The 18,110-nt window shown below is 43.5% G+C and carries 18 protein-coding genes and 2 tRNA genes; 15 read left to right on the top strand and 5 right to left on the bottom strand.

Features of this window, described 5'->3' with window-relative positions:
* Window positions 1-52: 52 nt before the first annotated feature.
* The 6 genes from LEP1GSC194_RS11120 (at window position 53) to prmC (ending at window position 4,697) form a co-directional block, all read left to right on the top strand.
* Window positions 53-736 carry an LIC_10271 family cell wall hydrolase gene (locus LEP1GSC194_RS11120; RefSeq protein WP_020773681.1) on the top strand — a complete coding sequence of 228 codons (684 nt, stop codon included), beginning with the start codon at window positions 53-55 and terminating at the stop codon, window positions 734-736.
* Window positions 737-755: 19 nt separating this feature from the next.
* Window positions 756-2,006 (top strand): amidohydrolase family protein, encoded by a 1,251-nt coding sequence (locus LEP1GSC194_RS11115; protein ID WP_020773691.1) that lies wholly within the window; start codon window positions 756-758, stop codon window positions 2,004-2,006.
* Between the two features lie 9 nt (window positions 2,007-2,015).
* Complete coding sequence (locus LEP1GSC194_RS11110; RefSeq protein ID WP_020773684.1) at window positions 2,016-3,074, top strand: tetratricopeptide repeat protein; 1,059 nt, start codon at window positions 2,016-2,018, stop codon at window positions 3,072-3,074.
* Entirely contained in the window at window positions 3,074-3,739 is a 666-nt protein-coding gene (locus LEP1GSC194_RS11105) for a Crp/Fnr family transcriptional regulator (protein WP_020773736.1), read from the top strand. The genes LEP1GSC194_RS11110 and LEP1GSC194_RS11105 overlap by 1 nt, the downstream gene beginning before the upstream one ends.
* A gap of 2 nt (window positions 3,740-3,741) precedes the next feature.
* A tRNA-Arg gene (locus LEP1GSC194_RS11100) sits at window positions 3,742-3,818 on the top strand.
* A gap of 18 nt (window positions 3,819-3,836) precedes the next feature.
* Window positions 3,837-4,697 (top strand): peptide chain release factor N(5)-glutamine methyltransferase, encoded by an 861-nt coding sequence (gene prmC, locus LEP1GSC194_RS11095; protein ID WP_020773709.1) that lies wholly within the window; start codon window positions 3,837-3,839, stop codon window positions 4,695-4,697.
* Between the two features lie 83 nt (window positions 4,698-4,780).
* On the opposite strand, the gene LEP1GSC194_RS11090 is transcribed toward prmC, so the two are convergent.
* The 4 genes from LEP1GSC194_RS11090 to LEP1GSC194_RS11075 are packed head-to-tail and all read right to left on the bottom strand — an operon-like array spanning window position 4,781 to window position 7,747.
* Window positions 4,781-5,476, bottom strand: coding sequence for a glycosyltransferase family 2 protein (locus LEP1GSC194_RS11090; protein ID WP_020773671.1), 696 nt, complete (start codon window positions 5,474-5,476; stop codon window positions 4,781-4,783).
* A gap of 2 nt (window positions 5,477-5,478) precedes the next feature.
* The gene (locus tag LEP1GSC194_RS11085) at window positions 5,479-6,270 is read right to left on the bottom strand and encodes a hypothetical protein (RefSeq protein ID WP_020773676.1); all 792 of its coding nucleotides are present in this window, start codon (window positions 6,268-6,270) and stop codon (window positions 5,479-5,481) included.
* Window positions 6,271-6,281: 11 nt separating this feature from the next.
* Window positions 6,282-7,340 carry an LIC_10450 family protein gene (locus tag LEP1GSC194_RS11080; protein WP_020773683.1) on the bottom strand — a complete coding sequence of 353 codons (1,059 nt, stop codon included), beginning with the start codon at window positions 7,338-7,340 and terminating at the stop codon, window positions 6,282-6,284.
* Complete coding sequence (locus LEP1GSC194_RS11075) at window positions 7,334-7,747, bottom strand: hypothetical protein (RefSeq protein WP_036042489.1); 414 nt, start codon at window positions 7,745-7,747, stop codon at window positions 7,334-7,336. Before LEP1GSC194_RS11075 ends, LEP1GSC194_RS11080 begins: the two co-directional genes overlap by 7 nt.
* Before the next feature lie 333 nt (window positions 7,748-8,080).
* Between LEP1GSC194_RS11075 and rpsT the strand changes: the two genes are divergently transcribed.
* The 9 genes from rpsT to LEP1GSC194_RS11030 all read left to right on the top strand — a co-directional run bounded on the left by rpsT (window position 8,081) and on the right by LEP1GSC194_RS11030 (window position 17,380).
* The gene (gene rpsT / locus LEP1GSC194_RS11070; protein WP_020773744.1) at window positions 8,081-8,347 is read left to right on the top strand and encodes a 30S ribosomal protein S20; all 267 of its coding nucleotides are present in this window, start codon (window positions 8,081-8,083) and stop codon (window positions 8,345-8,347) included.
* Between the two features lie 17 nt (window positions 8,348-8,364).
* Window positions 8,365-8,437, top strand: a tRNA-Val gene (locus tag LEP1GSC194_RS11065).
* Between the two features lie 41 nt (window positions 8,438-8,478).
* Window positions 8,479-9,861 (top strand): phosphoglucosamine mutase, encoded by a 1,383-nt coding sequence (glmM, locus tag LEP1GSC194_RS11060; protein WP_020773686.1) that lies wholly within the window; start codon window positions 8,479-8,481, stop codon window positions 9,859-9,861.
* Window positions 9,862-9,863: 2 nt separating this feature from the next.
* Entirely contained in the window at window positions 9,864-11,696 is a 1,833-nt protein-coding gene (glmS, locus tag LEP1GSC194_RS11055; RefSeq protein ID WP_020773729.1) for a glutamine--fructose-6-phosphate transaminase (isomerizing), read from the top strand.
* Window positions 11,697-11,700: 4 nt separating this feature from the next.
* Entirely contained in the window at window positions 11,701-12,747 is a 1,047-nt protein-coding gene (locus LEP1GSC194_RS11050) for a GlmU family protein (protein ID WP_020773675.1), read from the top strand.
* A gap of 16 nt (window positions 12,748-12,763) precedes the next feature.
* Window positions 12,764-14,374: a carboxyl transferase domain-containing protein gene (locus tag LEP1GSC194_RS11045; RefSeq protein ID WP_020773714.1), complete on the top strand. Its 1,611-nt coding sequence runs from the start codon at window positions 12,764-12,766 to the stop codon at window positions 14,372-14,374.
* A gap of 154 nt (window positions 14,375-14,528) precedes the next feature.
* On the top strand, window positions 14,529-15,425 hold the full coding sequence (locus LEP1GSC194_RS11040; RefSeq protein ID WP_017809289.1) for an LA_0442/LA_0875 N-terminal domain-containing protein: 897 nt from the start codon (window positions 14,529-14,531) through the stop codon (window positions 15,423-15,425).
* A gap of 283 nt (window positions 15,426-15,708) precedes the next feature.
* The gene (locus tag LEP1GSC194_RS11035) at window positions 15,709-17,001 is read left to right on the top strand and encodes an ammonium transporter (RefSeq protein ID WP_021064305.1); all 1,293 of its coding nucleotides are present in this window, start codon (window positions 15,709-15,711) and stop codon (window positions 16,999-17,001) included.
* A 34-nt stretch (window positions 17,002-17,035) separates the two neighbouring features.
* On the top strand, window positions 17,036-17,380 hold the full coding sequence (locus tag LEP1GSC194_RS11030) for a P-II family nitrogen regulator (protein WP_002619748.1): 345 nt from the start codon (window positions 17,036-17,038) through the stop codon (window positions 17,378-17,380).
* Window positions 17,381-17,692: 312 nt separating this feature from the next.
* Here the strand turns inward: LEP1GSC194_RS11030 and LEP1GSC194_RS11025 are convergent.
* The coding region (locus LEP1GSC194_RS11025; protein WP_036042465.1) for a DUF1564 domain-containing protein at window positions 17,693-18,110 on the bottom strand (418 nt) is incomplete at its 5' end.

Below are 18,110 nucleotides of genomic sequence, written 5' to 3'. Positions count from 1 at the left end.
TCCGCGCGTTCATCGCTTCCCGTTTCGAGGTTTTCTGCCGATATTGAAAGAAATGAACCGCGTTTTTCAAAGTTTCGGGATTCTGATACTTTTTTTAATTCTTTCCCGTATCTTCGCGGCCGGGTCGCAGAATCTTTCTTTTTACACCGTCCAAAAGGGGGATACGTATTATTCTTTGGGAAAAAAATTCAAAGTCGATTATTATAAAATTATGGAATGGAACGGAAAAAAGAATACGGATTCCCTACAACCCGGAGAAAAACTGAGGGTTCAAAAATCTTCAATTCGGGAAAGTGAAAAGTCGCCGACGGTAGAAAACGAAAAACTCGTTTCTAAAAATATAAAACCGATCCAGGGAGAATCCGTCGAATCCTCTCGACCCACTTTTAGATTTCCTTTGAAAAGCCGAACTCCCGTACAAAATCATTTTACCAAACTCAGTTTCGCTCCTCACAAAGGAGTTTTGTTCAAAGCTTCGAGACACAACGAGGTTCGTCCGGCTTCTTCCGGAAAAGTCTTGGTCGTAAACGAGATGGAAGGATATAAAAAATACGTGATATTAGAACATAAAAACGGTTATTCTACCGTGTACGCGAATTTAAAAACGGTTTCCGTAAACGAAGGAGAAACCGTGGATTCTTCCAAGATATTGGGCTCTTTGGAATCCGGAAAAGGGCTCTACTTTCAGCTTAACCGCGGAAGTTCCGCGATCGACCCCGGTTTGCAAATCCGATAAGACTCGAACTTTAAAAGATATGGAATATGAACTCGTAAACGCCTGCATCGTAACCAAGGATCGATGGATTCCGAACGGAAGTATCGTGGTTAAGGACGGCGTTATCGCTTCCGTAAACGCGGGTGGTCCGCCTTCCGGAAAAAGAATCCGTCTGAATATGAACGGGCTTTACGTTTATCCCGGACTGATCAACGCACACGATCATCTTTTGAGTACGTATCTTCCGAAAGTGGCGCCGAGCAAACCGTACTTAAACTGGCTTCCTTGGGACAACGATCTCAAATCTTCCGTCGTATTTTCCGAAAGACAACAACTCGATCCGGAACAACTTTATCTTCTCGGCTCTTATAAAAATCTAATCTCCGGCGTCACTTCCGTTCAGGATCATATTCCTCATTTTGTACAGGATCCGTTTGTGGAAACGATGCCCGTAAGAATTCTCAATCGATACGCTTTATCTCATAGCATTTGCACTTATTCCTTGAACTGGGGAGACGGACCCAAGGAAGAATATGCAAAAGCTCTAAAGCAGGACATTCCTTACGTTACTCGCATCGCGGAAGGATTCGATTCCGAATCCAGGGATTCCCTCAAAAATCTCCATAAGCTGGGATGTCTTGGAGAACATACGGTTTTAATACACGGAATCGTGTTGTCCGAGTCGGATATCGTTTTGATCGCGGAAAAAAAAGCGCATTTAGTTTGGTGCCCGGCAGCGAATCAGTTTTTATACGAAAGAACCGCGGATATACGCGATCTATTAAAACACGGAGTCAACGTCAGTCTCGGAACGGATTCGAGTATTTGCGGTTCGCTCAATCTTTTGGAAGAAATTCGTACGGCGAAAAAATTTTATCAGACCGAATACGGAGAGGATCTTTCTCCCAAAACGCTTTTCGAAATGGTTACTTCCAATCCTGCAAAGGCTTTTAGAATCGAAAAACAACTCGGAAGTATAGAGGCGGGAAAAATCGCGGATTTATCGATCTTAACTCGAAATTCCGAAGATCCGTACATCAATCTCTGTGAATCCGATCTAAATAGTATCCGCCTTGTTATACGGGACGGAGTTCCAGTTTATGGAGATGTAAGTTTAGAATCTTTTTTTGAAGAATCCGAGGTGATTGTGGAAAGAGTTCGTATCGATCATATCGAAAAATATTTAGTTGCATCTCCGGGAAAACTCCTGGAATCCATTGTCATCTCCCTTGGTTATAAAAAGGATTTGGCTTTTTTCCCCGTACAGAAAGAATTTGATAACTTTGAGTAGGTAATCCATTTGGCCGGTCCGATCATCAGAAATTATAAAGGCGGATCCATCATTTATTTTGAGAAGGACAAAGCCGAGGATATTTACGTCCTGAGAAACGGGCGTGTCATACTCACGTTTCCCGCGGTGGATACGGGACAAGAAGTCAAAGAAGACGTTCGAATCGGAGAATTTTTCGGAGTAAAGTCCGCGCTCGGAAAGTATCCGAGGGAAGAAACCGCCCAGGTACTCGGAAGCGCCACCGTTCTCGTTTTTAAGCCGAACGAATTCGAACAATTCGTCGCCGAAAAAACTCATCTCATTCTCAAAATGATGAAAGTTTTTTCCAGCCAACTCAGACAGGTTCATAAGAAACTCAAAGAAATCTTAGGTCAGTCCGATACGCGTAATCCTGCGTTCGAATTGATGAACGTGGCGGAAGTTTTTTACAAAAATAACAATTTTCCCCACGCGATATACGCTTTTGAAAAATATCTGCAGCACTATTCGGGAACGACTTATACCGGTCGGGCCACGGAACTCTTGGAGCTCGCAAAAAGAAACAGCCCTTATCCTCTGAACATGCCGCCCTTGGTTTTTGAAGGAAGCACAAGCAGAGTAACGCCCGAAACGCTTCAGAACATTATGAAACCTGCGGTGGAAAAGTCGTCGATCACGGCGGGTGTGGACAATTCGATCACATCCCTTTACAATAGGGCGCACACTCTTGTAAACGTCGGAAAACACGCGGAAGCGATGATGATCTACAAGGATCTTCTCAATAGAACCGATTTCAAATTCGATTCGGAAAGGAAGTTGGTTGAGAATTCTCTTTTTCAACTCGGAGTTTGTCTATTAAAACAAAACGATCTGGATAACGCAAATTCCTCCTTTTCGACTTATATCAAAAAATATCCGTCGGGAGAATCGATCAAGGAAACCCTTTTTCATCTCGCGGAAATCTCCGAACTCCAAGGAGACCGTCAACGAGCGAGGATGTTATACGGTAAGGTTGCGCTTCTTCCTCCGGAAAAAGACAGTATTTCACAAAAATCCAGGCTGAAAGCCAAGGAAATGAGTACCTCCTGATGGATATGATGCTCGAGTCCATGTTTTCCAAATTCGGCCAGACGTACGAACCGAATCAGATCATCTTCTGTGAAAACGAACCTGGAAATAATTTTTATCTGATTCAATCCGGAAAGGTGAAAATCGTAAAGACGGTTCCGAACCCGACCAAAAAAGAAGACTACTTGATCAAAACTCTCGATATCCTCGAACAGGGGGATATTTTCGGCGAGATGGCGATCTTAGAGGAACAACCCAGATCCGCGACTGCGATCGCAATCTCGGAAGTGAAGGTGTTGAACTTTAACCGCGCCAACTTTGAACTTTTGATGACCAAAAATCCCATGCTGGCGCTCAAGATTCTCACGATCTTTTCGGTCCGCATCAACGACGCCAAAAGAAGGCTTTTGATTCTTTTGATGGACGATATTCAAGGAAAGGTCGCCGACGTTTTTTTGATGTTGTATGAAAAGATGCACGCGCACAGTGATTTCAAGGAAATCGTTTTGAACGTTTCTCAACACGATGTGGCCGAATGGTGCGCCCAGCCCGTAGGCGAGGTTCAAAAGGTTCTAAATACCCTTTCTAAAAGCGGTAAGATCGAACTCTACGAAGACAAAATTGTTATACACAATATCGCCGACTTCCAAAGAATAGTCTCACAAAAACGGAAACCGAATTCTTAAACGCTCCCGTAGCTCAGGTGGACAGAGCAGAAGTTTCCTAAACTTTTGGTCGGAGGTTCGAATCCTCTCGGGGGCACCAACCGCGAACTTCAATTTGATGCAACATCCAGATTCGATCCTCACTCTTTTAAAAAAATCGGAAGAATTCTTAAAAAAGAAAGAAATCCAGAGCGCGCGTTTGGACGCGGAAGTCCTTTTAGCCGACCTTCTCAATCTTCAAAGAGTAAAACTTTATGTGAACTTTGAAAGACTTCTTACGGAAACGGAAAAGAACGCTTACAGAGAAAGAATTTTGGAACGTTCCAAAAACAAACCCACGGCTTACATAACGGGCCAAAAAGCGTTTTACAATTCCGTGTTTTTTGTAAACGAAAAAGTTCTCATACCGAGGCCCGAAACCGAAGAACTCGTGGAAAAGGTCCTACTTGATTTTAAGGGGGTCGAGGATCGACAAAACGTGTTGGATCTTTGCACGGGAAGCGGTTGTATCGGAATCAGTCTGCAACTCGCGCGAAAAGATTGGAATCTTACGTTAAGCGACATCTCAAAAGACGCCCTCGAAATCGCCCAAAAAAACGCGGCTCAAATCCTGGGCGATGGAAAACACATTCAATTTTTGGAAAGTGATTTGCTCGCTTCGATTCCTGAAGAACTCAAGTTCGATTTGATCGTAACAAATCCCCCTTATATTCCGACGTCGGATAAAACGGAAATGATGAAGGATGTGATCGATTACGAACCTCATCTCGCATTATTTCTGGAAAACCCGAAAGAATTCTTATTCAAGTTGATAGAAGAGGCCCGCCTTCATCTAAAAGAGGATGGAAAGTTTTATATGGAAACACTTCCTTCTTTGGCCGGGGTTCTCGTTTCCGATTCGATCACAAAAGGTTGGAAGGACGGACGGGTGGAGAAGGATTTTTCCGGAAAGGAAAGATTTGTCGTTTTGACAAAATAAGTCGGCGGATGTTTTCCGTTTCAAGTCGCCGTTTAGGCGGCGCAACGAATCGAGAAGTTATATTCAAAAATTAGAATATAATTTCAGTCTAAGAGATTGTAACGCAAAATGCAGTAAATCGCGCGAAAGCCGTCTTTCCAGCCGATTTTTTTTCCTTCCGCGTAAGTTCTTCCGTAATAGGAAATGCCGACTTCGAAAATTCGAACGTCCGGAATTTTTGCGACCTTCGCGGTGATCTCTGGCTCGAAGCCGAAACGATTTTCTTTGATGTCGATGGACTGAATGATTTCCCTTCGAAACGCCTTGTAACAGGTTTCCATATCCGTTAAGTTGATATTGGTGAACATGTTGGAAAGCGTAGTGAGCACCATATTCCCCAGGCGATGCCAGTAATAAACGACCCTATGCGGACGTCCGCTCAAGAATCTGCTTCCGAATACCACGTCCGCCTTACCTTTGTAAATCGGATCGATAACTTCCGGAATTTCAAATGGATCGTATTCCAAATCCGCGTCTTGAACGATTACGATATCCCCCGTCGCGGCTTTAAAACCCGTTCTAAGAGCGGCGCCTTTTCCTTGATTGACTTCGTGAAAAATAATTTGATCGGCCAGTTTTTTAAGAGCGGGAGTTTTAAGAAGATCTTTCGTTCCATCTTTGGAACAATCGTCCACGAGAATGATTTCCTTGTTTTTGATCGGGACTTTCTTTACCGTTTCCAGAATATTACGGATCGTATTTTTCTCGTTATAACAAGGAATGACGATGGAAACTTTCATATTTACCCCAGACCTGTGATTTCGGTCATCCGAAAATCCCGGATAATCGTATCGGCTCTTGCTATTATTTTTTCAAGAGCGATTCCGAAAACCAAATTCTGATACGATTCCGCGGCTTTCGGGAATTCTTTCTCGTCGACTTTGACGGAGAGAGTTTGAGAAACTCTTTTCTTTTCCGTACATTCCTGAACGGAAGTGATAATCCCTTTCAGAGCGATACAAACTTCCTTCAAAATATTTTGACCGTCTTTTTCCATCGCGCTTTGATTTCCATTCGCGTCTAAAAGAGCCTTAACGTGTTCGCCGATTCGGATCGAAGGCATTCCCCTTCTGCTGATCCCCATTCTTTCTATAATGGTGATCATATCCTTGAAGATCGAAAATTCGGGAGTTCCTTTGAAGATACAAATCAGAGCCGGTAATTCGGTTTCCGTAAAGGAAAGAATCGCGCCGTAAAAATAACGGATTTCCGGTTTTGCCAAAGGATGAAAATCGATCCTCTGATATTTTTTGAGTCTTGCTTCTTGTTCTTCCAAGATCTTATTGATCGTTTCTCCCTTGGCCGCCTGTTTTTTATCTTCCAGTTCCTTGTGTTTGGATTTCAAGGTTTCGATAAATTGAATCTCGTCTTTGAGAAACTGGGCCAGGTTTCCTTTTTGTTGAAGGATCATCGTAAGTCTGGACTCGAACGCTTTCAGATCGAAAACTTTCGGATTCTTTTTGGAATTTTCTGAATATTCCGTCCTGAGTTTATCCAGAACGGCTTTGATTTCGGAGCTTTGTAAGGGTTCCATAGGAGTATCTCCTATTCAGTATCGACCCATTGCCCCAAGGAGATAAGCAAAGAAGATATATCTTCGGAACAATACAGAAGCGCGGTTTTGGAATCTCGGAACATTTGTTGCTGATTGTAAGGAAGTAGTTTGATATGATTTTCGTTTTTGGTGTTGAGAACGTTCAAAGCGTTCAAAACCATCTTTTTTAGCTTTTGAACCAAACTGAGCATCATTTCCTGCATTTCCCAAAGAGTTACGAGTTTGAGTTTTTCGGCATCGGTATTTTTGGACTGGAGGATTTGCTTTCTGGAAGATTCGTATTTTGAGATGTAATAGTTTACGGACCTTGGATACGTGGTGAGTTCTTTGTGGTAATTCAGAATCTGATCGAGTTTCTGAAAAAATTCTAAGTCGAATTCCCGATTCAAATTACCGATGATGTTCTTATTTTCGGAAGGATCTCCCGTGAATTCGAAGATTTTCGAATTCTGAATGTTGTTCAGAACCGAATGGATTCTTTCCTTGATCTTTGTAAGTTCCGAAATTCTTTTTTCGATGACGTTTCCTTCTACAAAAGAAGAAGCCGAACCGTATTCCATTTTCAACAAAGAATCACCTAAGTCCTGTTTGTGGGCGGAACCTTCCATGATATTGAGATCCATTTTTTCCAAATCCAATTCCTCTTGGGATTTATGATGATCCTTAACGGGTTTTTGAAATGTATTTTTTTGAATCGCGGTTTCCTGGATCGTTTGGGCGGAATCCGGTTTCGGAATTTTTACGGAAGGTTCTTGTTGTGTTTTGGACATGATCTCCTGCAGAGAAGCGACCTTCTTTGCGGGAATCGGTTTTGTCTCTTGTCGATTACGATGAATCGGATGGGGAACGTGTTTGTGTTTTTCCGCTTCATTCGGAGATTCTAAAGTGATTCTCACGAATTCCGCTCTGCGAGTGTTCCGATTGAATCGAAGGGCGAATCGGTTTCCTTCTTTATCGATGAATTTTTGATTGAGTTGGTTAAGAGAAAGCGCGTTAGGATCCACCGAAGAAATGGAATCGATTTCGATGTATTCGGATCGTTTTAACACGACGGTCCTTCCTCAAGTGTCTCCTCACCCGGTCGAAGACTGTTTGTCGGATCGAATCCATCGTGTTTGTCGAAAGAAGAGGAGTTCGATTTTCGATTCGAACGTAAGTAAAAATCCAAATATACGTTATGCAAAATTTCTTCCATCAACGAATCGAGCGAACGAAAACTATGGAAACAATGATTGAAAATCTGTAAATAAGAACTTTCCCGAATGATAAACGAGATGGAAATTTTTTCTCTTTCAGTCGACAAAAAACACCTCCCGGAATCTTCGAAGTCTTGTAGAAGTAGAATTCCCAATTCCGCAAGTTCCGATAGATCAATGGCTTCTTCTTGAAGACGGGAAAAAAAGTCCCGATCCAATAAAATAGTCAAAAAAATATTTCCAAAACGATTCTGCCTCATTTTTGCCCCTCCTTTTGTAGCGGTTCCGGAAGTTGTTCGCTCCGAAGGATTCATTTCTGTTATTAGTATATTGGTATATGTTAACAAATCGGAACCTTAGATGTGGGAACTCACACGAGGCTCTCAGTTCTTCTGAAAAATGTGGGAACTATTACATTTATGAATTTAACAATCAAATTCATACGGAGACTTCTCAGAAAACCCGTAATGAGACTTAATCTGTGGGAACTACCGCGTTTTTGAGCTTTTAGTAAAGAGTCTTAAAAGAATTCATTTGACAGGGGTTACGGAACGGAAAAGCTGGAAAAACTTATTCGATAGGAAGTGTAGGCCTTGGCTAATATCAAGTCTTCAGAAAAGGATATTCGCAGAACGAAACGCAGAAATGCGGCTAATTCTCAGAACAGATCCAGGCTCAGAACTCAGGCTAAAAAAGTTCTGAAAGCCATTAAAGAAAAAGACCAAAAAGCGGCGACAGCTCTCTTTGTAGAGTACACCTCTCTTTTGGACAAAGCTGCAAAAACAAACCTGATCCATTCTAAAAACGCAGATAGAAAAAAAAGCAGAATGGCAAAACGCCTCAACTCTACAGCAGCTTAAAATAACGGAATAATAGAGGGCGATTAGCTCAGCTGGTAGAGCGCCTGCCTTACAAGCAGGATGTCGGCAGTTCGATCCTGTCATCGCCCATATACTTTTTCCGGAGCTCCCTACCATTCTTAAAAATCTCTATGAATACAAAAAGCCTCGTATTCAATCATCCGGATCTCATGGTTTCCGTTTCCGGAATTCGAGGAATCATTCCCACAGGACTTTCCCCCGAAGTTATTTTTGATGCGTTGCGTGCTTTCGGTACGTGGATCGAAGGATCTAAAATCGTAATCGGCCGCGATTCCAGACCTTCCGGACCTTATATCGAAAACATCGCCTTAGGTTTGATGCAGGGGATGGGTAAAGACGTTCTACAGCTCGGAATCGTTCCGACTCCGACCGTAAAGGCGGTCGTCAATCTTTCCAAAGCGGGAGGCGGAATTATGATCAGCGCCTCCCACAATCCGATCCTGTGGAATGCGTTTAAATTTATAGGTCCCGGCGGATTTTTTACCGGAGCGGAGGATCTGGAACAGATTCTGGATACGGTTCGAAATCAATCTTATAGACAGATTCAATACAAACCCTCTTCTAAAATCGTTTCCGGAAAAGAATGGTCTGAAAAACATATCGAGTCCGTTCTCAAACGAGTGAACGTGAGTGCAATTCGAAAGAAAAAATACAAGGTTCTCGTAGACGCCGTCAATGGAGCGGGAAGTGCCTTGGTTCCGGAACTTCTGGAAAGACTCGGGTGTAAGCCGATCCTTTTACACTGCAGTCCGGACGGAACTTTTCCAAGACCACCGGAACCGACTCCGGACGCGCTCAAACAAACTTCTCGAAAGATGAAATCTTCCGGCGCCGATATCGGCTTTGCTCTGGATCCGGATGCGGACCGCCTTGTCGTTCTCACTCCGAAAAAGGGAGCGATCTCCGAAGAATATACCCTTCCTTTGAGTTTTCTTTCTCTCACGTTGGGTAAGATGCCTAAAAAGGCGAACATGGTCGTAAATCTTTCCACAAGTTTTATCAACGAGTTCGTGGCGGGACAACACGGTGTTCCCGTTTCTCGTTCTAAGGTCGGGGAAGCGAACGTTGTATCCGAAATGCTTCGCCAAAAATCGATTTTCGGCGGAGAAGGAAACGGAGGAGTGATCGATCCCGCAATCGCTTCCTTTGGAAGAGATTCTCTCTCCGGAATCGCGCATATCCTAAATGGAATGGCTGCGACGGGAAAGAAGATCGATTCTATCTTAGAAGAACTCCCCGCGATCCACATGCAAAAAACGAGCTTTCAAGTGGCGGGAAAAAATCTCCAGGATATCTATTCCAAGTTCAGCGGAGAATTTTCGTCCTTCTCCGAAGAAACTCTGGACGGTTTACGTCTGACGTCGGAAGATTCTTGGATTCACATTCGTCCTTCTAACACGGAACCGATCATTCGAATCATAGCGGAAGCGAGGACCAAAAAAGACCTCAATTCTCTGCTGGACCGCGCGGGAAGTCTCATGGAGAATGCCTGAATATGTGTGGAATCGTCGGTTATGCCGGTAAAAAGAATGCGGAATCGGTATTGGTAGTAGGTTTAATCTGTCTCGAATACAGAGGTTACGATTCGGCCGGGATTGCGGTTTTGGATAAGGGCGATATCCTGGTGCGAAAGGCGAAAGGGAAGATCAAAGACCTGGAAGCCTATTTGCGCGAATTTCCGGCTCCCGGAAACGTAGGAATCGGTCATACTCGTTGGGCGACTCACGGGGAACCGAATCAGATCAACGCTCACCCTCATACCGATTCCAACTCGACCGTTGCGGTTGTGCATAACGGAATCATCGAAAATTATCTCGAACTCAAAAGCGAATTGAAGAAAAAAGGCCACGTATTTCAGAGCTTAACCGACACGGAAGTAATTCCCCATCTGTTGGAAGAAAGTAAAAAAAACGGTAAGTCCAACAAAGACGCATTCTTAGAATTGTTCGGAAAAATTCACGGTAAATGGGCGGTTTCCACCGTATTTGAAACCGAACCCGATCGTGTTTACTTCGCCCAGGACGGAGCCCCTCTTTTAATCGGAAAAGGAAAGGGAGAATATTTCCTGGCGTCCGATATTTCTCCCCTTACCAGAAACTGCGAAGAAGTGTATTACGTGAACTCCGGAGAATGGGGTTATTTCTCTCAAAACGAATTCAAACTGTTTGATTTTACAGCAAAGGAATTGACTCCCGTTTTTAAAAAGCAGGAACTCCGCTGGGAAGATCTGGACAAGGGCGGTTATCCCCATTACATGATCAAGGAGATTCACGAACAAGCGGGGATCTTCCGTAAAATCATCCAGGAAAGAATATTAGACAACGGTGAAATAGTTTTTCCCGAAATCAAACTCAACAAGGACGTTCTTTCCAGAGTCAACAGGATCATCATCCAGGCCGCGGGAACGAGTTATTACGCGGGAATGATCGGCAAACACTATTTGGAGAATTTCGCAAAGATCCAAACCGATACGGAAGCGTCTTCCGAATTCCGTTATAGAAATCCCGTGGTGGAAGGCGACACCCTCATCATGGGAATCTCTCAGTCCGGAGAAACCGCGGACACGTTAGCTTCCATTCACGAAGCGAAAGCGAAGTTCATCAAAGTGGTCTCTCTTGTGAACAACGTAAATTCCACGATTGCAAGAGAATCGGATTCTTACATCCGAACCGACGCGGGGCCCGAAATCGGAGTCGCAAGTACGAAAGCGTTTACGGCCCAGGTTTTGAATCTTCTTTTATTCTCCGTTTATATGGCCAATCTCAAATGGTTGATCGGCGACGAAGAGAAAAAGGCCCTCATCGAAGAAATTAGACTACTTCCCTCTAAGATCGATCGGATTCTTGCGCAGGCAAGTAAGATCGAAGAGATGTCCTCCCACTTTACGACCGCAAAGGATTTTATCTTTTTAGGAAGAACCTACAATCATCCTATTGCGCTCGAAGGCGCGTTGAAGTTGAAGGAAATTTCTTATATTCACGCGTCCGGTTACGCGGGCGGAGAATTCAAACACGGACCGATCGCGTTGATCACCGACGAGGTCCCCGTAGTTTGTATCGCTCCCAAGTCTGAAATTTATACGAAGATGGTTTCCAACATTCAGGAAATCAAAGCGAGAAAAGGAATCATCATATCGATCGTGACCGAAGGAGATTACGAAGCGAAGTCTCTTTCGGATTATTGTTTTGAAATTCCGGAATGTTCCGAGATCTTAAGTCCCATCTTGAACGTGATTCCTTTACAATTACTCGCGTACTATTCCGCAATCGCTCGGGGTTGTCCTCCGGATCAACCGAGAAATCTGGCTAAGTCCGTAACCGTAGAGTAAGCCTATGCCCAAGGTTCAGAGAATTCTCATCGATGAAAGAGAGGTTCCTGTAGGTTTACGCTCCTTAACGCGCATTCGATCTTTTTCGGAGATTCGCGGCGGAATTTTGAATACGATTCAGAGAACGAAGGAACTTCATCCGGACGCGAAGATTTTTTACGCTCATTCGAATCCCACGTTTCAAAATGTTTTCCTCGAAAGAAATCCGAAACTTTTTCCTTATGATGAGAAGGACGTGGACTTGGTTTTATCGCCGGAATCTTGTCTGCCTTGGAATTTAATCAACGGAACCGCAAAGAATATAGAAGACGATCTCGAACTGAGCAGAGAGGTTCGGAAATGGATTCGAAAACTCAAAGTAAAGTCGGGCCATTTTCACGTTGTCGGAAAATCAAAACACTTACACGTTCATCCTTCCGCGACCGTTTATCCTGGAGTCGTATTTGATACAACCGCCGGACCGGTAATCGTAGACAAGGATGCGAAGATCACTTCTTTTTCATTCATCGAAGGCCCGGTTTATATCGGACCGAATTCTCAGATCGATAGTGCAAGAATCACCGGTGCGACGAGCATCGGAGCCACTTGTAGAATCGGCGGAGAAGTGGGGACCTGTTTGATCGGAGATTTTACGAACAAACATCACGAAGGATTTTTAGGGCATTCCGTTCTCGGGAGTTGGGTAAACATAGGCGCGCTCGCGACTACGTCCGATCTAAAGAATAACTACGGAATTGTAAAAATTCGGGAAGAGAACGACGAATGTATCACCGGTTCCATCAAGTTCGGTTCCGTGATTTCGGACTATTGTAAGATCGCGATCGGAGTGATGTTAAACACGGGAACCGTAGTGGATTTCGGATCGAACGTCGTATCTTCTCGAATCGGCGGATACGTTTCTCCGTTTACTTGGGCGGAATCGGGACAACCTTATATTCTCGATCTGTTTTTAAGAGACGCTCGAAAAATTATGGCGAGAAGAAACAGAGAACTCACGTTATCCGAAACCGAACTGATTCGCATTTTATACGAATCTAAAGTAAAAAAATAAAAATCCGGAGGGTTTTGTGGAAATCATAGAATCCAAAATACGTACGTCCTTGTCAGAGTATAAAGAGAATTACGAAGATCTAAAACAGAAGGTGGAATCATTACGCGGACTGATTCGTAAAATCGAGTTAGGCGGCGGTGCAAAGGCGATCGAACGTCATAAGGGAAGAGGAAAATTGACCGCAAGGGAAAGAATTTCCTCTCTTATCGATCCGGAAACTTCTTTCTTGGAATTTTCTCCTTTGGCTGGGGAGGGCGTATATCCCGACGGCGTTCCCGCTGCGGGAATTTTGACCGGCATCGGAAGAATTTGCGGAGTCGATTGTGTGGTCGTCGCAAACGACGCGACCGTAAAAGGCGGAACGTATTATCCTCTTACCGTAAAAAAACATATCCGCGCGCAGGAGATCGCGCTTCAAAATTCTCTTCCTTGTATTTATCTCGTGGATTCCGGAGGAGCCTTTCTTCCGATGCAGGACGAAGTGTTTCCGGATAAGGATCATTTCGGTAAAATCTTTTACAATCAGGCAAATCTTTCTTCACTCAGAATCCCGCAGATTTCAGTGGTGATGGGAAGTTGTACCGCGGGCGGTGCATATATTCCCGCAATGTCCGACGAATCCGTAATCGTAAAAGGAAACGGAACGATTTTCTTAGGCGGTCCGCCGCTCGTAAAGGCCGCAACCGGAGAAATCGTAACGCCGGAAGAATTGGGCGGAGCCTTGGTTCACAGCACGATTTCCGGAGTTACCGATCATTACGCGGAAGACGACACACACGCGATTGAGATCACAAGAAACATCGTTTCTACTTTGTATCTTGCGGGCAACTCCACACAAAGAGGCGGGATCAGTTGGGAAGAACCCTTGTATCCTTCGGAAGAAATTTACGGAATCATTCAAAAGGATATTCGTAAATCCTATGATGTTCGTGAAATCATCGCGAGAATCGTAGACGGTTCGTGTTTTCAAGAATTCAAAAAGTATTATGGAACCACACTTGTAACGGGCTTTGCAAAAATTTACGGAAAGATGGTGGGAATCATCGCAAATAACGGAGTTTTATTTTCGGAAAGCGCGCTCAAAGCCTCTCACTTCATCGAGCTTTGTAATCAAAGAGGAATTCCTCTTTTGTTTCTTCAAAACATCACCGGCTTTATGGTCGGTAAAAAATACGAGAATTCCGGAATCGCAAAAGACGGGGCAAAAATGGTGAATGCGGTTTCCACTTCTATTGTCCCCAAATATTCGGTTGTGATCGGAGGTTCTTACGGTGCGGGAAATTACGGGATGTGCGGTCGCGCTTTCAATCCAAGATTTTTATGGATGTGGCCGAACTCGAAAATCTCCGTGATGGGAGGAGAACAGGCCGCTAATGTTCTCTTAACCGTAAAGATGGAGCAGTTGGAGAAAGAAGGAAAAAAACTTTCCGAAGCCGAACAATTCGCGTTTCGCAAGCCGATTTTGGACGACTATGAAAGTCGATCTTCTTGTATCTATTCCTCCGCAAGACTTTGGGACGATGGGGTAATCGATCCGGCTAAAACAAGAAATATTTTAGGAATAGCGCTTTACGCGGATCATTCCAAGAGATCGGAAAATCCTCGTTATGGAATTTTTAGAATGTAGAAAAATTGTTTTCAAATTATAGTTCGATTGTTTTAACTGTGAGATGTGCATTTTACATGTCACGACAAAGTTGTTTTCTTTTTTAAGTGCCTCTAAAAATCCTTTTTTCAATTTCGATATTCGATCGAAAAACCATTTTAAAACATTCTACGCTATGATTCTTAATAAACTGTGGGTTTTTAAAGGGTTTCTTCTGCTCATTGTTTTTTCTACCGTACTTAAGGGGGAGACGATCCTTTTTAAGGATGGGACCATACTCAAAGGAAAGGTTTCCTCTCAAAACGCATACAATCTTACCGTCAAAACCGAAGACGGCAAAAGTCAGGAGATCTCTAAAATTCGAATTTTAAAAATCGTTTATAAGGACAATGTTTCGCAGGAAGAGGCTCTTAGGATCAAAAAAGAAGAGGAAGCCAAACTCGCAGAAAGGGAAAAAGAGGACTTAGAACTCACCAAAAAAGCAAAACAAGAACTTCTTGAAAAAGAACGTAAATCTATAGAGACTAAAAAGAAAGAAGAGGAACGTTTGGTTCGACTTCAGAAACTGCGTTTAAGTTCTTGGGATGTTACATGGAGATCTGCGGTTTTTCCAGGTTGGGGACAATGGATCGATGAAAGAAAGACGTCCGCTTTCGTTTATTCTGCGCTTTTTATAGGATCGTTTTATTTAGCTTATCGGGAAAGGCAGATTTATCAGAATTCCGTGAAAGACTTGAATCATATGAATAATCCGTACGAAACCTGGATTCCTGTTCCCTCTTTTTCGGATCCCGTTGCACTTTTTCTCTATAATAAACCTTTTGAAGACCAGAGAAAAAATGTGAACCAAAATTATCATAATTTCCAATTGTCCGCTGCGCTTACCGTTTTGATTTATGTTGCGAATGTCTTTGACGCTTATTTTTTTCATCCTCGATTTACAAATTTTGCCGTTTCCAATTTGATTTTGGATTATAATCCGATGACTCGTCTGGATTCTTATTCAGCTTCAAGTGGTTCGACTTCAACAGAAAGCTCCTTAAAATTTGGTTTACGCTTTCATTTAGAATAAGAGCAGTTTTTAGATTTTATTAGCATCTTCTACAGAGAAAAAGCAAATCTTTTAAAATTGCCTATATTTTAAGCAAATTGGAGCCTTTTATTCATCGCGGGTTTTGCATCTTTTTTCGTTTCCATTCTATTTTCATCGGTGTCTTGTTTTACTATCGAAAAAATGTGGGAACTCCTACTTTTCAGAGTGATCCTTTCGTGCTCTGAGAATTTTTAATTTATTCTTCAGTTGGTATCAATTTTGCATATAAGGAATATCAATTGATTTGGGGATAAGAATGATTATGAATTGGACCAAGAGACTGCTCTTATTGCTCACTCTGCTTCTTCCATTTGTTTTATTTGGACAAGAGGCGGCTGCTCCTACGGTCGTTGCAAGCCCCGTAGCAGATAAAGGGGATACGGTCTGGATGATCGTCGCATCGGCCCTCGTGTTTTTTATGATTCCCGGACTCGCGCTGTTTTACGGCGGTCTCGTAAGATCTAAAAACGTTCTTTCAACGATGATGCACAGCTTTGTGGCGATTTTGGTTTTAACGCTTCAGTGGACCATCTTCGGATACAGTTTCGCATTTTCGGGAACCAATCCTTATTTCGGAAATTTTGACCTCGCTTTTCTGTCCGGAATCGACGAGAACACTTTGGAATTAACGATTCCTAAATACGTTCACTTTCTTTTTCAAGGAATGTTTGCATTGATCACTCCCGCTTTGATTTCGGGAGCGATTGCTGAAAGAGTAAAATTCGGCGGTTATATAGTTTTTATTCTTCTTTGGTCCACTCTTGTTTACGATCCCGTTGCACACTGGGTATGGGCTGCGGACGGTTGGCTTTTTAAAATGAGCGCTTTGGATTTTGCAGGAGGAACCGTGGTTCACCTGATTTCCGGGATCGCGGGCCTTGCGGCCGCAATCGTTCTTGGAAAGAGAAAGGGGGTAGGTTCAGCTCTGATCGCTCCGAACAATCTTACTTACACTTTGATCGGCGCCGGCTTACTCTGGTTCGGTTGGTTCGGATTTAACGCAGGGTCCGGTCTTGCCGTCAACGGAATTGCCGCGAGAGCGTTTTTGGTTACGTTGATCGCCCCTGCTGCGGCCGGTGTCGCTTGGATCGTACTCGAATATCTTCATACGAAAAAGGCGACCGCGCTCGGCGCCGCTTCCGGTATCGTAGCCGGTCTGGTTGTGATCACTCCCGCCTCCGGATTTGTAGGCGTTCAAGGAGCGATCATCATGGGATTTCTCGTAAGCCCCGTATGTTACGGTGCGATTCTTTTAAAAGGAAAACTCGGGTACGACGATAGTTTGGATGCCTTCGGAATTCACGGTGTGGGTGGTGCGTTAGGCGCAATTCTTACCGGGGTTTTTACTCTCACACTTGGGGCAGGTATTGCAAGTAAAGGAGATCAGATTCTGGTTCAGGTAATCAGTGTGGTCGCAACCGGAGCGTATTCTTTCATCGTATCCGTGATCCTCGTATTCTTGATCGATAAAACGATCGGATTCCGTATTTCCGAGGAGAAAGAAATCGCCGGTTTGGATTCGGAGATCCACGGTGAAAAAGGTTATATCCTTTAATTATCTGCCGAAGAATTTTGAATAAGGAGATTCTATGAAATTAATCGTTGCTATCATTCAACCTCATAAATTGGAAGAGGTAAAAGCGGAATTGACTAAGAACGAAATTTACAGACTTACCGTAAGCGACGTTCAAGGATATGGTCAACAAAAAGGAAAGACCGAAGTTTTTAGGGGTCATGAATATCAAGTAAATCTTCTGAGAAAGGTTCGTCTTGAAATCGCCGTTAACGACGAATTTGTGAAACCTACCGTGGATGCAATTCTCAAGGCCGCAAAAACCGGAGATGGAAAAATCGGAGACGGAAAGATCTTCATTACTCCTCTCGAAGACGTGATCCGAATTAGAACCGGAGAAAGAGGGAGTTCCGCGATCTGATCCTTCTTAAAATTTGGTAGAACAAGTCGGCTTAGTCCGGCTTGTTCTTTAGATTTTTAGAAATCTTGAGTTCGGCTCCTTCCTTCGAATTTTACAGATCTAATTTTCTTTCTTGCCAAGAGTTCGTTCCAAATCTTGGGGACTGAAAGTTTGTCCTAAAACCCGTCGAGTGCCAATAGAAGCGAAACGCCGAGTTTCACAAAAATGTGGGAACTCCTGCAAATTTCGTCTCAGCTTTGGGACAAATTCTTAAGAATTCATTAAAAGTTTGCGTTTTAATTTTATGTCCGCCGGGGCGTAGTCCGGGATTTTTTAGGATGGGAACCAGTCTCTGTAATCCAACGTGTAAAAATAGGCTGCCGGTTGGCAGCGTAGTTTTCGTGTTACCTCGTTGTTTACCAGGTCGAGGTGGAGAATATAACTGTATGACCTGTGAAATGTGGGAACACCCGCATTCATCGTATCTAGGATAGAATCTCCGACTTCGAGTTCCTCCAACCACAGGAGATAATTGAAAAGATAACAACGAGACACGCCGTGAACCTGTGCGAGGGTTCCAAAAAGAGTCCAAGTCCCTGTACTAACTCGAATGTTCACTCGTTTCATCTTTAATTTACCCGGACTGGATTGATACAAGGTTCTGCCCGCTTTTTTCCCCAGACGTTTCGTAGCAGAAAGATATTTTCCATAGGTTCTCAAAAGTTCCGGGATTTTCCTGGGGAGCAGTTTG

This window comes from Leptospira alstonii serovar Sichuan str. 79601 (genome assembly GCF_000347175.1).
Lineage (GTDB): Bacteria > Spirochaetota > Leptospiria > Leptospirales > Leptospiraceae > Leptospira > Leptospira alstonii.
This window is presented reverse-complemented; position numbering and strand designations above follow the sequence as displayed.

Coding starts and splice junctions, on each gene's coding strand:
- LEP1GSC194_RS11120 (WP_020773681.1), top strand. CDS start 53: ATGAACCGCGTTTTTCAAAGTTTCGGGATTCTGATACTTTTTTTAATT.
- LEP1GSC194_RS11115 (WP_020773691.1), top strand. CDS start 756: ATGGAATATGAACTCGTAAACGCCTGCATCGTAACCAAGGATCGATGG.
- LEP1GSC194_RS11105 (WP_020773736.1), top strand. CDS start 3,074: ATGGATATGATGCTCGAGTCCATGTTTTCCAAATTCGGCCAGACGTAC.
- prmC (WP_020773709.1), top strand. CDS start 3,837: ATGCAACATCCAGATTCGATCCTCACTCTTTTAAAAAAATCGGAAGAA.
- LEP1GSC194_RS11090 (WP_020773671.1), bottom strand. CDS start 5,476: ATGAAAGTTTCCATCGTCATTCCTTGTTATAACGAGAAAAATACGATC.
- LEP1GSC194_RS11085 (WP_020773676.1), bottom strand. CDS start 6,270: ATGGAACCCTTACAAAGCTCCGAAATCAAAGCCGTTCTGGATAAACTC.
- LEP1GSC194_RS11075 (WP_036042489.1), bottom strand. CDS start 7,747: ATGAGGCAGAATCGTTTTGGAAATATTTTTTTGACTATTTTATTGGAT.
- glmM (WP_020773686.1), top strand. CDS start 8,479: ATGAATACAAAAAGCCTCGTATTCAATCATCCGGATCTCATGGTTTCC.
- glmS (WP_020773729.1), top strand. CDS start 9,864: ATGTGTGGAATCGTCGGTTATGCCGGTAAAAAGAATGCGGAATCGGTA.
- LEP1GSC194_RS11050 (WP_020773675.1), top strand. CDS start 11,701: ATGCCCAAGGTTCAGAGAATTCTCATCGATGAAAGAGAGGTTCCTGTA.
- LEP1GSC194_RS11040 (WP_017809289.1), top strand. CDS start 14,529: ATGATTCTTAATAAACTGTGGGTTTTTAAAGGGTTTCTTCTGCTCATT.
- LEP1GSC194_RS11035 (WP_021064305.1), top strand. CDS start 15,709: ATGAATTGGACCAAGAGACTGCTCTTATTGCTCACTCTGCTTCTTCCA.
- LEP1GSC194_RS11030 (WP_002619748.1), top strand. CDS start 17,036: ATGAAATTAATCGTTGCTATCATTCAACCTCATAAATTGGAAGAGGTA.